This is a genomic window from Nocardia amamiensis (assembly GCF_015477605.1).
Classification (GTDB): Bacteria; Actinomycetota; Actinomycetes; order Mycobacteriales; family Mycobacteriaceae; genus Nocardia; species Nocardia amamiensis_A.
In genome coordinates this window covers 117,252-131,925 of the sequence record NZ_JADLQX010000002.1, presented here as the reverse complement: position 1 = coordinate 131,925, position 14,674 = coordinate 117,252, and the positions used below count along the sequence as shown (strand labels likewise).

Below are 14,674 nucleotides of genomic sequence, written 5' to 3'. Positions count from 1 at the left end.
CGCCGCATCGCGTCGTGTGATGACATCATCGCGCATGCGCCGCGTCGGTAGCCACTCGGCCAGCCGTACGCGCGTTCTGAAACTGCTCGGACAGCGTCTCGTCCAGTTCGCCCGCCAGGACCGCGTCCGCCTCTTCGGCGTCGACCGCGACCGGCCGCAACCCGGCGGCCTCGCGCACATTCCGCCACGACCGGCGATGCTCGCTGCACGGGCCGAGGCGTTGCAACGCGGCCGTGTGCTCGGGGGTGTTGTACCCCTTGTGCGCCGCGAACCCGTAGCCGGGGAATCGCTCGTCCAGCTCGACCATCATGCGGTCCCGGGTGACCTTCGCCAGGATGCTGGCCGCCGCGATGCAGGCCGCCGACCCGTCGCCGCCGATCACCGGCAGTGAGGGCACCGGGATGCCGGGCACCCGGAACCCGTCGGTGAGCACATAACCGGGCTCCTGGCCGAGCGCGGCGACGGCACGGCGCATTCCCTCGATGTTCGCCACGTGGATGCCGATCGAGTCGATCTCCCAGGCCGGGATGACGACGACCTGGTAGGCCAGCGCCAAGCGGATGATCACCGGGTACAGCTCCTCGCGGGTGGCCTCGGTGAGCTTCTTGGAATCGTCGAGGCCCGCCAGCTTGTCATAGGCCTTCGGGGCGAGCAGGCACGCCGCCACCACGAGCGGTCCCGCGCACGGACCGCGACCTGCCTCGTCCACCCCGGCCACCGGACCGAGGCCGCTGCGGATCAACGCCGCCTCCAGCGTGCGCAATCCCCCGGCCCTGCGCATGACCACGCGCGGCGGCCAACCGTTACCCACTGGCACTCGACCCTGCCCCACGATCCAATTATCCTGCGCGCCGGACGATCAGTTCGTCTGGGGATTCTCCGAGCGCACCGGTCCGATCCGGCCGGGCGGCCAGATCTTGAACACGGCCTTGCCGCGGACGTTCTCCACGGGGATGGTGCCGTCCAGGTCATCCCTGATGTGCGCGCGGGAGTCGGCGGACTGGTTGCGGTTGTCGCCCATCACCCACAGATGCCCCTCGGGCACCTTCACGGGCTTGAACTCACGCCCGCCGCCTGCGCCGTAGGGCTGACCGGGCACGTACGGGGCGATATAACGGGCGTACGGCTCGTCCAGCGGTTTGCCGTCGACGATGACCCGCCCCTGCGGGTCGCAGCACTCCACGGTCTGGCCGCCGACCGCGATCACCCGCTTCACGAGGTCGTTCTCGTCGGGCGGCACCAGGCCGAAGAAGGAGAAGAAGTTCTGCACGCCCCGAATGGCCGGGTTGTCCGAACGGATCGACTTGTAGTGAGTGTTCCACGACGGTGGGCCGACGAACACGACTACGTCACCCGGCTGCGGATCACCCCAGTAGTAGCTGAGCTTCTGCACGTAGATGCGGTCACCGGTGCATCCGGGGCACCCGTGCAGCGTGGTCTCCATCGACTCCGATGGAATTACGTACGGCCTGCCGACGAAGGTGACCATCAGCGCGGCGATCACCGCGGCGATCACGATGAGGATCGGCAATTCCTGCCAAAACGGCCGCTGCTTCTTCTTCTGCCCGCGCCTCGCGCGAACTCCCCGCGTACCCTCGTCGTCCGATTCGGACACCGACACCGACCCACTTTCGTCTGCCACGCCGAACAGATTAGCCCGGCATCGAGACGGACGTTCGATGCCGGGCTGAGCAAAATCCGTTGTGCCGAAAAGCTAACTCAGCGCTTTTCCTTGATCTTGGCAGCCTTACCGCGCAGCTCACGCAGGTAGTAGAGCTTGGCGCGGCGCACGTCACCGCGGGTGACGACATCGATGTGGTCGATGTTCGGGCTGTGCACCGGGAAGGTGCGCTCCACGCCGACACCGAACGACACCTTGCGGACCGTGAAGGTCTCGCGGATGCCACCACCCTGGCGGCGGATCACGACGCCCTTGAAGACCTGGATGCGCTCCTTCGAGCCTTCGATGACCTTCACATGCACGTTCAGCGTGTCGCCCGGGCGGAACTCGGGGACGTCGCTGCGCAGCGACTTTTCGTCGACGAAGTCAAGGGTGTTCATTTCCATCCTTCTGGTTTCGCGCGAACAGAGGACCCTGGCGGCACTGCGTGTGCTCGGCCGGTTCATGCTCCGAATTAGGGGGTGCGCCGGGTCGACAACCGCCCAGGGCAACCTGAGCATTGTGCCAGACCAGCGCGGCGGGGAAGAAATCGGCCCGAGCGGAGCGCGTTGGGTTATTCCTCCACTCTAATGGGCGCGGCCGGACGTAGTCCGTCTTCAGCATGCGCATGACCGGAGCGAAGGCGGAACATCGCTTACGCCACGAGTGACCTGGCGTACGACCTGCTCCCCGCTGGTGCGGCAAACGCGAACGGTTCCGCTCGGCCCGGCCGGTCAGTGATTCGGCTCGCCGGAGATCGCGTCCTGAGTGGGCGGTGGACCGGGCGATTTCAGCCCGTTGTGGTCGGCATGCCACAGCGAGTGGTGGCCGTGCGGCGCCGGCGGCGCGGGAACCACCGTGCGGGTGAGTTCCGCCTCCGCCGCCGTGCGGACATGGTCGACATCCGGTTTCCCAGCGACCAAGTCTTGGACGAAGATCTTGGCACGGATGACCGGACGGCGATATCGCCGTTCCCGGACGATGGCCCGGTACATCAGCCGCCTGCGGTCGGTGTAACGCCAGCGCGCCCAGGGCGCGCCAGGACGGCTGAGCCGCAGCGCGCCGACGACCAGCAGCGGCAGGAAATACATGCCGAACAGCCCGGTCCAGATCTTGCCTTTGGCGATGACGATCGCGGCCAGCGCTAGGTTCACCACCGCGAACACGACGACGAAGACGCGCACTTCGATGCTCGGATCGCGCCGGAAATCGTTGATGTCCAGCAACCACAGCGGGTGGAAGCCGAGCAGCAGCAATCCGGTCACCGCCAACGCGACGAACACCGCGTCGACCGACGTGCGTCCCTGTTCCTCCCAGTACACGTCGCGCAAGTAGAAGATCAGCGCGAACTCGTCGAGGACCAGCGCGGCGCCGACGCCGAAGGCCGCGGCGAGCGCGCTGGCCGTCGCCGTGTCCGCGGTCTGGTACAGCGTGACCATGCCGATGCCGGACACGAGTACCAGGATCACCCCGAACACCATGTGATGGATGTGGGTGTCACCGGCGCGCAGATTCCCTGGCCACCAGCGCACCCGCGCCCGGATCAACCGGACGCTGAGCCGGATGAACAGGAAGCCGACGATGAACCCGAGGAGGAAGCACAGCAACGGCAGCCGCCCTTGGGCGATCACGTCCTCCTGGAGCCACCGTCGCATGCCCGCCTACTCCCTCCCGTGCGCAGGACTACTGGCCGAAACCCGCCCTGCGCAACGCGTCGGCCATCGCACCGCTCGGCGGGGGCGCATTGCGACGCTGGTTTCCTCCGCGCCCCTGTCCCTGGTTACGGCCCTGGCCCTGTTGCCTGTTCTGGCCATTCTGCCGCTGCCGCTGCTCGCCGCCGGATCGGCCGCCCTGGCCACGCTGCTTGTCGCCGCCCTTCCCAGGCACGCCGGGCTCGTCGTCGAGACGCAAGGACAGACCGATGCGCTGACGCGCCACGTCCACCTCGAGCACCTTCACCTTGACCACGTCGCCGGATTTGACCACCTCACGCGGATCCTTCACGAAGTTGTGCGACATGGCCGAGACGTGCACCAGCCCGTCCTGGTGGACACCCACGTCGACGAAAGCGCCGAAGGCGGCCACGTTCGTCACCACGCCCTCGAGCACCATGCCCGGCTTCAGGTCGGCGACCTTTTCCACGCCCGCGGCGAACTCCGCGGTCTTGAACTCCGGCCGCGGGTCTCGGCCGGGCTTTTCCAGCTCGGCGATGATGTCGGTGACGGTCGGGACACCGAACCGCTCGTCGGTGAAGTTGTCGGCGCGCAGCGCGCGCAGCACCGAGGTGTTGCCGATGATCTCCGCGACGCCGCGCCCGGTGGATTCGAGGATGCGCCGCACCACCGGGTACGCCTCGGGATGCACGGCGGAGGTGTCCAGTGGGTCGTCGCCTCCGCGGATGCGCAGGAAGCCCGCGCACTGCTCGAACGCCTTCGGTCCCAGGCGCGGCACGTCGAGCAGCGCGGTCCTGCTGCGGAACGGGCCGTTTTGATCCCGGTGCGCGACAATGCTTTCCGCCACCGACCCGGCGATACCCGACACCCGCGACAGCAGCGGAACCGAGGCCGTGTTCACGTCCACGCCGACCGCGTTCACCGCGTCCTCGACGACCGCGCCCAGCGACCGCGCCAACAGGGATTCGGACACGTCGTGCTGGTACTGGCCGACCCCGATGGACTTCGGGTCGATCTTCACCAGCTCGGCCAGCGGGTCCTGCAGCCGCCGCGCGATCGACACCGCGCCGCGCAGGGAGACGTCCAGGTCGGGCAGTTCCTGGGAGGCGTAGGCCGAGGCGGAGTACACCGAGGCGCCCGCTTCGGACACCACGATCTTGGTGGGCTTGTTCTCCGGAATGCGCGAGATCAGTTCAGCGGCAAGGGCATCGGTCTCGCGTGACGCGGTGCCGTTGCCGATCGCGATGAGCTCGACGCCGAACCGGGCGACCAGCGCGCCCAGCACCGCGAGCGACTTCTCGGTCTGGCCCTGCGGCTTGTGCGGGTAGATCACCTCGGTGGCGACCACCTTGCCGGTGGCGTCGACCACCGCGACCTTCACGCCGGTGCGGTAGCCGGGGTCGAGGCCCATGGTCGTGCGGGTGCCCGCGGGAGCGGCGAGCAGCAGGTCACGCAGGTTCGCGGCGAACACGTCGACCGCGTCCTTCTCGGCGGCCTGACGCAGCCGCATCCTGGTGTCGATGCCGAGGCTGACCTGCAGTTTGGTGCGCCAAGCCCAGCGCACGGTGTCCAGCAGCCAGGAATCGGCGGGGCGGCCCCGGTCGGCGATGCCGAAGCGGGCGGCGATGCGGCCCTCGTAGATGGTGCGCTGACCCGGCTCCGGCTCCTCGGTGTCCGGCTCGAGGTGCAGGGTCAGCACCTCCTCCTTCTCGCCGCGCAGCAGCGCCAGGACGCGATGGGAGGGCAGCTTGTCGAACGGCTCGCTGAACTCGAAGTAGTCGGCGAACTTCGCGCCCGACTCCTCCTTGCCCGCACGCACGGTCGAGGTGACCTGCCCGCGGTTCCACATCAGCTCGCGCAGTTCGCCGACCAGGTCGGCGTCCTCGGCGAAGCGCTCGACCAGGATGGCGCGCGCTCCGTCGAGCTGCTCGGCGCTGTACTGCGCCGGATCGGTGTTCGGATCGCCGATCAGCGCGTCGGCCACCGGCTCGTGCCCCGCCTCGCGCGCGATCTGCGCTTTGGTGCGCCGCTTCGGCTTGTAGGGCAGGTAGATGTCCTCGAGCCGGGCTTTGGTCTCGGCGAGCAGGATCTGCTGGTGCAGCGCGTCGTCGAGTTTGCCCTGGCCGCGGATCGATTCGATGATCGCGGCCCGGCGCTCGTCGAGTTCGCGCAGGTAGTGCAGGCGCTCGTCGAGCTGGCGCAGCTGCGCGTCGTCCAGACCGCCGGTGACCTCCTTGCGGTAGCGCGCGATGAAGGGCACCGTCGAGCCCGCGTCGAGCAGCTCGACGGCGGCGCGGACCTGGGTCTCGCGCACCGCGAGCTCCTCGGCGATGCGACGGGTCACGCTGGCTCCGGCCGCGGCGACGGAAGGCGGCGGCGCGGGAGGGAGCACGGTGTTGGACTCTGCACTGGAAGTCTCGGGCGCTGTCGTCACGTTGGGAGACACTACAGTCGCCACCTGACACGCTGTCCACGCCCAGGTGAACCGGTCCACATCAGCTGTCGCCCAGGCCGAGTATCCGCCGGGACAGCTCTCGCATTTCGGCCTTGCGGATCTTGCCGGTGACCGTCATGGGGAACTCCTCGACCACGTGCACATAGCGCGGGATCTTGAAGTGCGCCAGCTTGCCGGTGCAGAACTCACGCAGCGCGGCCGCGTCCAATGGCGTTGCGCCCTCGCGCATCCGGATCCACGCCATGAGCTCCTCGCCGTACTTCGGGTCCGGCACGCCGATCACCTGGGCGTCGAGGATGTCGGGGTGGGTGTAGAGGAATTCCTCGATCTCGCGCGGATAGATGTTCTCGCCGCCGCGGATCACCATGTCCTTGATCCGTCCGGTGATGGCCAGGTATCCGTCGTCGTCCATCACGCCGATGTCGCCGGTGTGCATCCAGCGGGCGGCGTCTATCGCTTCGGCGGTTTTATCCGGGTTGTCCCAATAGCCGAGCATCACCGAGTAGCCGCGGGTACACAGCTCGCCGGGTTCGCCGCGCGGCACCGTCAGACCCGTTGCGGGGTCGATGATCTTGACCTCCAGGTGCGGCCCGACCCGGCCGACCGTGGCGGTACGCCGGTCGATGCTGTCATCGCGGCGGGTCTGTGTCGAGACCGGTGAGGTCTCCGTCATGCCGTAACAAATGCATACCTCGTCCATGCCCATCCGGTCGATCACCCGCTTCATCACCTCGACCGGGCACGGCGAGCCGGCCATGATCCCGGTGCGCAGGCCGGCCAGATCCATGGTGACCGAATCCAGTTCGGTGAGCATGTCGATGAACATCGTCGGCACGCCATACAGGGAAGTGCAGCGCTCGGCCTCGACCGCGGCCAGAGTCACCTTCGGATCGAAGGATGGCGCCGGAATCACGATGGCCGCACCGTGACTCGTGCTCGCGAGGTTGCCCATCACCATGCCGAAGCAGTGATAGAACGGCACCGGAACGCAGATCCGGTCGTGTTCGGTGTAACCGCACAGCTCGCCGACGAAATAACCGTTGTTCAGGATGTTGTGGTGGCTGAGCGTGGCGCCCTTCGGAAAACCGGTTGTGCCCGAGGTGTATTGGATGTTGATCGGGTCATCGGTCGACAGCAGCGCGGCGAGCGCCGTGAGCCGGTCGGCGTCGATCACGGTGCGAGTCAGCGCGTCCCACTCGGGCGTGCCCAGTATGAGAACCTGCTCCAGCGCTACACAGTTCAGTCGTACCTGCTCGATCATCGCGACGTAGTCGGAGGACTTGAACCGCTCGGCCGCCACGAGCATCCGCACACCTGCCTGACGGAGCACGTACTCCAGTTCGCTGGTGCGGTAGGCCGGGTTGATGTTGACCAGGATCGCGCCGATCCGCGCCGTGGCGAACTGCACGAGAAACCATTCCGCGCAGTTCGGCGCCCAGATGCCGACCCGGTCCCCTTTGCCGATGCCGCGATCGGCGAGGCCACTGGCCAGAGCGTCGACCGCCGCACCGAGTTCGCTGTAGCTCCAGCGGCGTCCGGACGGACGGTCCACCAGCGCTTCTCGATCCGGGAACGCCGCGACGGTGCGGGCGAGGTTGCCGCCGATGGTGTCGCCGAGCAGCGGGACGTCGGAAACGCCGGAAGCGTAGCTGGGCAGAGACAGCTCGTGCGACGACATCACCGAATTCCTCCCTGCCGCAGCACGAATCGCTGCACCTTGCCACTGGGTGTCTTCGGCAGGCTCGATACGAAGTGCACTCTGCGCGGGTAGGCGTGCGCGGCGAACTTCCGTTTCACCAAGCTCTGCAGTTCGGACTTCAGCTCGGGGCTGCCCTCGGCGCCGTCGCGCAGTACGACGAACGCCTCCAGGACCTCGCCGCGCAGGTCGTCCGGCATGCCGACCACGGCGGCCTCGGCGACCTGCTCGTGCAGCAGGAGGACGCTCTCCACTTCGAACGGGCCGATGCGGTAGCCCGCCATGATGATCACGTCGTCGTCGCGGGCGGAGAAGTGGAAGAAGCCGTCCGCGTCCTGAGAGCCCGCATCGCCGGTCAGATACCAGCGGCCGTCGGCGGTGTAGCGCTGTGCGGTGCGTTCCGGGGCGTCGAGGTAGCCGAGGAACCACAGCAGCGGACTGTGCTCAGTGTCGATGGCGACCCGGCCCAATGCGCCGGTGGGAGCGATGGTGTCGGCGTCTTCGGCGAGGACCGCGCAGGACCAGCCCGGCAGTGTGCGCCCCATCGAGCCCGCGGGAGTCTCGGTGTCGAGGTCTTCGTGCCAGGCATTGCAGATGACCATGCCGTGCTCGGTCTGCCCGTAGTGGTCGCGCACCGCGACGCCCAGGTATTCCGTCGACCAGGCCACGACCTCGGGCGTCAGCGGCTCGCCCGCCGAGGAGGCGCGACGCAACCGGGAGTGCACCGGCGGCGCGGCGCTTTCGGCGCGCAGCGCGCGATACACCGTTGGCGCGGCCGCGAAATTGGTTACGCCGAAGGTCTCCAGCACCTGCCAGGTCAGCGGAGCGGAGAAGCCCGCGTGCAGCAAGATGCTGCGGATGCCGGTGGCCAGCGGGCCGAGGATGGCGTAGTAGAGGCCGTAGGCCCAGCCCGGGTCGGCGGCGTTCCAGAACACGTCGCCGGGCCGGACGTCCAGCGCGAACTCCTGGTAGGCGTGGAAGGAGGCGAGCGCGCGCAGGGGAATCGGGACGCCTTTGGGCGTGCCGGTGGTGCCGCTGGTGAACAGCTGGACCAGCAGGCCGTCGCCGCCGACCGCGACCGGGCGAGCTTGCGGGTGGGTTGCCGAATGGCGCTCGAGCAGATCGGCCATCCGCAGCGCGACGTCCGGGATTTCGGCGCCCGACACGATCAGCCGCCAGGACGGGTCCGCGGGCAGATCCGGACCTGGCGCCAGTTTCGGCGCCTGATCCGAGTCGGCGACGACGAGGGAGACCTCGGCGGCATCCAGCCGCAGCGCGATGGCGGGCGGTGCGAACGCGGTGAACAGCGGGACGTGTACCGCACCGCGGCGCCAGATGCCGAGCAGCGCCACCACCAGGTCCGCCGACTTCGCCATCAACGTGGCGACCCGGTCGCCCGGCTCGACGCCGAGTCCGGCGAGTGCGGCGGCGAATCGGGCCGAGCGTTCGCGCAGCTCGCCATAGGTGAGGTCGGTCGAAGACAGGTCTGCCTCGACGATCGTGAAGGCCACCCGGTCGGCCGGGTGCCGATCACACAGCAGGTCCGCCGCCGACGCGTCCGCGCGGTCGTAACAGTCCAGCAGCTCGCGCACCCGCTGATCGGTATCGGTGCCCATCTTCGGTTCTCCTCTGTCTGTGATCCAGCTCCACCCGGGTGTGCAATAGGATGTGGGTCACATCCCGCCGGCCACTACCCCCGAAAAGGGGTGAGTCCCCGTGACCCACACCGCGCTGCTGCGTCCGCGCGACGCCGACGCGTTACGTGCCGAGATCCGCTGGGTGGCGAGCACCGCGGGCGTGCCGGTGGCCTTCGGCGGCGAAGTGCACGGCGACGCCCTGCTGCTGTCGGAGTTCGTCGGCACGCTCACCAACGGGCTGCGCGGGTTGGCGGTCGTGCGCACGTCGGGGCTGGGCGGCCGGGTGATGGATTCGGGGCGGCCCGCCGTGGTGGCGGACTACCGCACGTCGTCCTCGATCACCCCCGACTACGACGGGCCGGTCTCCGGTGAAGGCATCCGGTCCGTGCTCGCGGTCCCGGTGGTCGTGGACCAGCGCTCCCGCGCGGTGCTCTATGCCGCCACCCGGGGCGCGGCGCCGCTGGGTGATCGCACCGCGGATCTCGTCGTCCAGGCCGGTCGCCGCCTGGCTACCGAGATCGCCATTCGCGACGAAGTCGACCGCCGGGTGCGGATGCTGGAGCTGGCCACGCCGGCGGCCGGTACCGCGCCGGCCGTCACCGAGGAACTCCGCGACATCCACGCCGAACTCCGCGGCATGGCGCGCTCCGCCGACGACGACCGGTTGCGCGGACGCCTGCACGCGGTGTGTGAACGACTCACCCGCGTCTTGGTCGGCGAATCGCACCCCGACAGTCCGCGGCTGTCCCGCCGCGAACTCGACGTGCTGTCCCAGATAGCCCTTGGCTGCACGAATCAGGAAGCGGCCCAACGCCTCTCGCTCCGACCGGAGACCGTGAAGAGCTACCTCCGCAATGCGATGGTGAAACTGGACGCCCATTCCCGGCACGAGGCGGTGGTGGCGGCGCGCCGCCACGGGCTGCTGCCGTGAGAATCGGACAGCGGGTCTTATGTCTCAGCACCGTCTGTGCCCCCTGCTGGGTCGCCCAATGGTGCAGTTCGAAACGGGTGCCGGCGGGCGTCGGCTCAGTGTGAGGTCGACGTCCGGCGACTCCGCCTACGACTGGAGTCCGGACTCCCTGTCGTGATCGGCGAGCAGGTCCGGGCGGCGTTCGCGGGTACGGGCGAGGGATTGCTCGCGGCGCCAGGCCGCCACCTTCGCGTGGTCGCCGGAGAGCAGGATCGGCGGGACCTCGAGTCCGCGCCAGGAGACCGGGCGGGTGTAGCTGGGACCTTCGAGCAGTCCGTCGGAGAACGAATCCTCTTGGTGGGACTGCTGGTTGCCGAGCACGCCGGGCAGCAGCCGGACCACGGCCTCGGTCATCACCAGCACCGCCGCCTCGCCGCCGATCAGCACGTAGTCGCCGATGCTGACCTCCTCGACGCGCACCCGGCGGGCGGCGTCGTCGAAGACGCGCTGGTCGATGCCCTCGTAGCGACCGCAGGCGAAGACGAGGTGCTGCTCGGCGGCCCAGCGGTGCGCGGTGGCCTGGGTGAACGGCACGCCAGCCGGCGTGGGGACGACGAGCAGCGCCTCGTCGGGGCAGACCTCGTCGAGCGCGTCACCCCAGACGGTCGGCTTCATGACCATGCCGGGCCCGCCGCCGTAGGGCGCGTCGTCCACCGACTTGTGCACGTCATGCGTCCAACCGCGCAGGTCGTGCACCGTCAGGGAGATCAGCCCCTTGTCGATCGCCTTGCCGAGCAGCGCCGTGCGCAGCGGCTCCAGATACTCGGGGAAGATGGTGACGACGTCGATTCTCATGCCTGTCTCCTGTCGCCGCGGCCACGAGCCGGGCGGGCGCCGCGCGATCGGGTCCTCCAGCGCCTCATTCCGGGTCGAGCAAGCCCTCGGGCGGATCGATGACGATCACACCGTCGGCGATCGACACGGTGGGCACGATCGCGGTGACGAACGGGATCAGGATCTCGCGCCCGTCGTCGGCGGCACGCACCGCGAGCAACTCTCCCGCCGCGGAATGCAGCACCTCGCGCACGGACCCGACCACGGTCTCGTCGGTGAGCCGGACCTCCAGCCCTTCCAGCTGGTAGTCGTAGAACTCGTCCGGATCCTCCGACGGAGGCAGATCCGCGCTGTCGACCATCAGCAGCGTGCCGCGCAGCGCGTCCGCCGCGGTGCGGTCGGCGACTCCGGCGAGAAACACCAGGAGCCGGCCCGAGTGCTCCCGGGCCGACTCCACGGTGAAGTCGCGGACATCGTCGGTGCGCGGCAGTCGGCCGCGCAGCGTGGCGCCGGGCGCGAACCGCTCCTCGGGCTCGTCCGTGCGCACCTCGACGACAAGTTCGCCGCGCACACCGTGCGCCTTGGCGACCCGTCCGACGACGAGTTCCATCTACTGGTCGGTGTCGACCACGTCGACCCGGATGCCCCGGCCGCCGATACCGGCGACGAGGGTGCGCAGCGCGGTCGCGGTGCGTCCGCCGCGGCCGATCACCTTGCCCAGGTCATCGGGATGAACGTGCACCTCGACCGTGCGTCCGCGGCGACCGGTGATCAGATGGACGCGGACGTCGTCGGGGTTGGCGACGATGCCGCGCACCAAGTGCTCGACGGCATCGGCGACTACGGCGCTCATTACTCGGCGGCCTCAGCTGCCTCGGCGCCCTCTTCGGCGTCCTTCTTGGCGGCCTTCTTCTTGGGGGTGACCGCCTCGGCGACCGGCTCGTTGTCGGCGGCGGCCAGCGCGGCGTTGAACAGATCCAGCTTCGACGGCTTCGCCGGCTTGACCTTCAGGGTGCCCTCGGCGCCGTCGATGCCCTTGAACTTCTGCCAGTCACCGGTGATCTTCAGCAGCTGGAGAACCGGCTCGGTCGGCTGCGCGCCGACACCCAGCCAGTACTGCACGCGCTCGGAGTCGATCTCGATGAGCGACGGCTCTTCCTTCGGGTGGTACTTGCCGATGGACTCGATGGCCCGGCCGTCCCGGCGGGTGCGGGCGTCCGCGACGACGACGCGGTACTGCGGGTTGCGGATCTTGCCCAGGCGGGTGAGCTTGATGCGAACAGCCACTGCTGATCTGCCTTTCGTTGGTTGGTCACGACGCAATGCGGCGACCCGCATGGTCTGCGAGCCCGGTTTTGCGTTTTCGAGTGTGTGACCGCCGCGCGGTACGTAACCGGAGACGGGCTGACACTTGTCCGGAAGGACGGTGGTCCATTGTGCCAGACGGGACGATCGCGCCAGAAATCGCGTTCCCGTGTTCACGCCTCGCCGCCCCCGCCATACCCGAGCATGGGCTCTTCCGCCGCAACCCCAAGCGTGGGGCACAGACGCCGACTGGAGCATCGAGCGGAGTCAAATGGCGGCTTCGGACCAAAACAGAGCCACCATTTGACTACCCTCGATTCCGCGAAGCCCTCACCCGGGATTTCTGAACGCAACCACCGCCGGTTGACCACGCCGGAAGCCCACGGGATGTGACCAACTGTGGAAGGTAAGCCGGGTACGGCACCCGACGCGCCCAGCACCGCCAGAGGAAAACAATGGTAGGCGGGCATTACTCAACTGGCCGGGGCAGAGATATCTCTGGCCGCACCGCGTAGTTGAGCGCACCCTCCGTGGGGTGTAGTGGAGCAGTGCTGGGCACGTTGAGTGCCGTACCCGGCTTACCTCCCGCAGCGGTGTCCGCGCCCGCGGTTCCAGCCAGGTCAACCGGCTGTGGTTGCGTTGCAAGACTGGAGCATCGAGGGGAGTCGAATGGCGGTTGCCGTGCTGATTCGAACCGCCACTCGACTACCCTCGATCCGGGGGAAGCGGTGGGCTATCCGGAGGCGGTGGCGGTCAGGGCGCGGGTGGGCACCCAGGGGCCGCCCCACCACATCCGCCAGCCGAGGCCGCGGTGGGTGAGCCCGGTGGCGCCGCTCCCGGCCAGGGTGGCGCGGTATTGCCGGGTATTGCCGATGTCGACGATGACCAGCTTGCCGCCGGGACGCAGGACACGGCATGCCTCGCGGATGGCGTCGTCGCGCCCCTGCGCGGTCCTGATGGTGTGAATGGCCAGGCTGGATACCACCACGTCGAACGCGCCGTCCGGGAACGGCATCCGGGTCATGTCGCCCGTGCGCAGTTCGATGCGTTCGGCGACGTTCTCGGCGAGCGCGTTCTGCTCGGCGGTGGCCGGCGTGTTGCCGCAGTGATCGGCCGAGCACCACAGATCCAGGCCGACGGCGCGCCCGGCGGGCAGCCGCCGGGCGGCCGCGAGCAGCACCGCCCCGCGCCCGCAGCCCATGTCGAGGAGCAGTTCGTCGCCGCGAAGTTGGAGGTCGTCGAGCAGACTCGCCCAGACCCGGAATTTACCCCGCAGGGTCGCGTGCAGGAACAGCCCGAACTGCGCGGCGAGCACGATGCCGATCAGCAGGAGCAGCAGGCTCGGGCGCGGCTGCTGGAACAGCGCCACCACCAGTGCGGCGGCCAGGTAACCGACCGCGAGAACTCCCAGCAACAGCAGCACCGACGGCGCGTCGACACCGTACGACGCGCGCCACGGAGGGGCTATCATCGGCCGATTGTATCCGGCGACAACGGCATTCGCGTCCGGTTCCCGCTCGTCAGGCCACCAGCGGCGCCAGGGTGCGTCCGACGAGTTCGACCGCGCCCGGCTCGTGTCCCTGGAAGACCATGTTGACGATCAGACCATCGACACCGTGGGCGAGAACGCGAGTCCGCAGCTGCTCGGCAACCTCGTCCGGCGTGCCGACGAACTGGCGGTCGGCCGGAGTCTGCTTCCGCTCGGACTCCGACAGCGCCGACAGGTCGATTCCCATGCGGCTCAAGTAATCCTGTTGCTGCTTGCGGACCAGGTCGCCGTCTTCGTCCACCATCAGGAAGCACAGGTAGCTGGTTTCCAACGTCGCCGGGTCGCGGCCGGCTTCGGCGCAGCGTTCGCGCAGAACCTCGATCTTGCGCGGCAGCTCGGAAGCGTTGCAGATGAGGTTGAGGTGGTCGGCGAAACGGGCGGCCAGGCGGAAGGTCTTCTTCTCGCCGCTGCCGCCGAGCAGGATCGGCACGTCCTCGCGCACGCGCGGCTCGTTCATCGCGTTCTCGACGTGGTACCACTTGCCGTCGAAAGTGGGGCGCTGGCCGCGCAGCATCGGCTGGATGATCTGCAGCGCCTCCTCTAGCCGCTCGAAGCGATCGGTGAACGTGCCGAACTCGTAGCCGAAGGATCGGTGTTCGAGCTCGAACCAGCCCGCGCCGATACCCAGCACCGCGCGGCCGCCGCTGACTACGTCCAGCGTGGTGACGGTCTTGGCGAGCATGGCGGGGTTGCGGTAGGTGTTGCCGGTTACCAAGGCCGACAACTGGATTCGCTCCGTGGCCGTGGCGAGGCCGCCGAGTGCGGTGTACGCCTCGAGCATCGGCTCGTCAGGGGTGCCGATGCCGGGCAGCTGATAGAAGTGGTCCATCACGAAGGCGGTGTCGAAACCGGCGGCTTCGGCCTCCCTGGCCTGCGCGATGACGGTCGGGAACAGTTCGCGCACCGACTTGCCGTAGCTGAAGTTGGGCATCTGATAACCGAGGCGAATGGTCAC

The 14,674-nt window shown here is 68.5% G+C and carries 14 protein-coding genes; 1 reads left to right on the top strand and 13 read right to left on the bottom strand.

All coding sequences use genetic code 11. The features are described 5' to 3' along the window. Positions 1-25: 25 nt before the first annotated feature. From IU459_RS03060 to IU459_RS03030, 7 genes are all read right to left on the bottom strand, one after another. The gene (locus IU459_RS03060; RefSeq protein WP_228837322.1) at positions 26-781 is read right to left on the bottom strand and encodes a ribonuclease HII; all 756 of its coding nucleotides are present in this window, start codon (positions 779-781) and stop codon (positions 26-28) included. A 78-nt stretch (positions 782-859) separates the two neighbouring features. Beyond that, on the bottom strand, positions 860-1,642 hold the full coding sequence (lepB, locus tag IU459_RS03055; RefSeq protein WP_440446456.1) for a signal peptidase I: 783 nt from the start codon (positions 1,640-1,642) through the stop codon (positions 860-862). Positions 1,643-1,719: 77 nt separating this feature from the next. After that, the gene (gene rplS / locus IU459_RS03050; protein WP_040780792.1) at positions 1,720-2,061 is read right to left on the bottom strand and encodes a 50S ribosomal protein L19; all 342 of its coding nucleotides are present in this window, start codon (positions 2,059-2,061) and stop codon (positions 1,720-1,722) included. Between the two features lie 333 nt (positions 2,062-2,394). Next, on the bottom strand, positions 2,395-3,315 hold the full coding sequence (locus tag IU459_RS03045) for a hypothetical protein (RefSeq protein WP_228837283.1): 921 nt from the start codon (positions 3,313-3,315) through the stop codon (positions 2,395-2,397). A gap of 28 nt (positions 3,316-3,343) precedes the next feature. Then, a complete protein-coding gene (locus tag IU459_RS03040) occupies positions 3,344-5,725 on the bottom strand; it encodes a Tex family protein (protein WP_195128164.1) in 2,382 nt (793 codons plus the stop codon). 103 nt (positions 5,726-5,828) lie between these two features. Next, positions 5,829-7,466, bottom strand: a complete 1,638-nt coding sequence (locus tag IU459_RS03035; RefSeq protein WP_195127900.1) for an AMP-binding protein — start codon at positions 7,464-7,466, stop codon at positions 5,829-5,831. Next, complete coding sequence (locus IU459_RS03030; protein ID WP_195127899.1) at positions 7,466-9,100, bottom strand: AMP-binding protein; 1,635 nt, start codon at positions 9,098-9,100, stop codon at positions 7,466-7,468. The genes IU459_RS03035 and IU459_RS03030 overlap by 1 nt, the downstream gene beginning before the upstream one ends. Before the next feature lie 100 nt (positions 9,101-9,200). Here IU459_RS03030 and IU459_RS03025 point away from each other — a divergent pair, with 100 nt between their 5' ends. Next, complete coding sequence (locus tag IU459_RS03025) at positions 9,201-10,052, top strand: helix-turn-helix transcriptional regulator (RefSeq protein ID WP_195127898.1); 852 nt, start codon at positions 9,201-9,203, stop codon at positions 10,050-10,052. A 126-nt stretch (positions 10,053-10,178) separates the two neighbouring features. Here the strand turns inward: IU459_RS03025 and trmD are convergent, their stop codons facing one another. The 6 genes from trmD to IU459_RS02995 form a co-directional block, all read right to left on the bottom strand. Continuing rightward, a complete protein-coding gene (gene trmD / locus IU459_RS03020) occupies positions 10,179-10,886 on the bottom strand; it encodes a tRNA (guanosine(37)-N1)-methyltransferase TrmD (protein ID WP_195127897.1) in 708 nt (235 codons plus the stop codon). Positions 10,887-10,950: 64 nt separating this feature from the next. Further along, on the bottom strand, positions 10,951-11,475 hold the full coding sequence (gene rimM, locus IU459_RS03015) for a ribosome maturation factor RimM (RefSeq protein ID WP_195127896.1): 525 nt from the start codon (positions 11,473-11,475) through the stop codon (positions 10,951-10,953). Continuing rightward, complete coding sequence (locus tag IU459_RS03010; RefSeq protein ID WP_040780676.1) at positions 11,476-11,718, bottom strand: RNA-binding protein; 243 nt, start codon at positions 11,716-11,718, stop codon at positions 11,476-11,478. Then, positions 11,718-12,152 (bottom strand): 30S ribosomal protein S16, encoded by a 435-nt coding sequence (gene rpsP / locus IU459_RS03005; RefSeq protein WP_195127895.1) that lies wholly within the window; start codon positions 12,150-12,152, stop codon positions 11,718-11,720. Before rpsP ends, IU459_RS03010 begins: the two co-directional genes overlap by 1 nt. 751 nt (positions 12,153-12,903) lie before the next feature. Next, the gene (locus tag IU459_RS03000) at positions 12,904-13,641 is read right to left on the bottom strand and encodes a class I SAM-dependent methyltransferase (RefSeq protein ID WP_195127894.1); all 738 of its coding nucleotides are present in this window, start codon (positions 13,639-13,641) and stop codon (positions 12,904-12,906) included. A gap of 49 nt (positions 13,642-13,690) precedes the next feature. Further along, positions 13,691-14,674: an LLM class F420-dependent oxidoreductase gene (locus tag IU459_RS02995; protein ID WP_195127893.1), complete on the bottom strand. Its 984-nt coding sequence runs from the start codon at positions 14,672-14,674 to the stop codon at positions 13,691-13,693.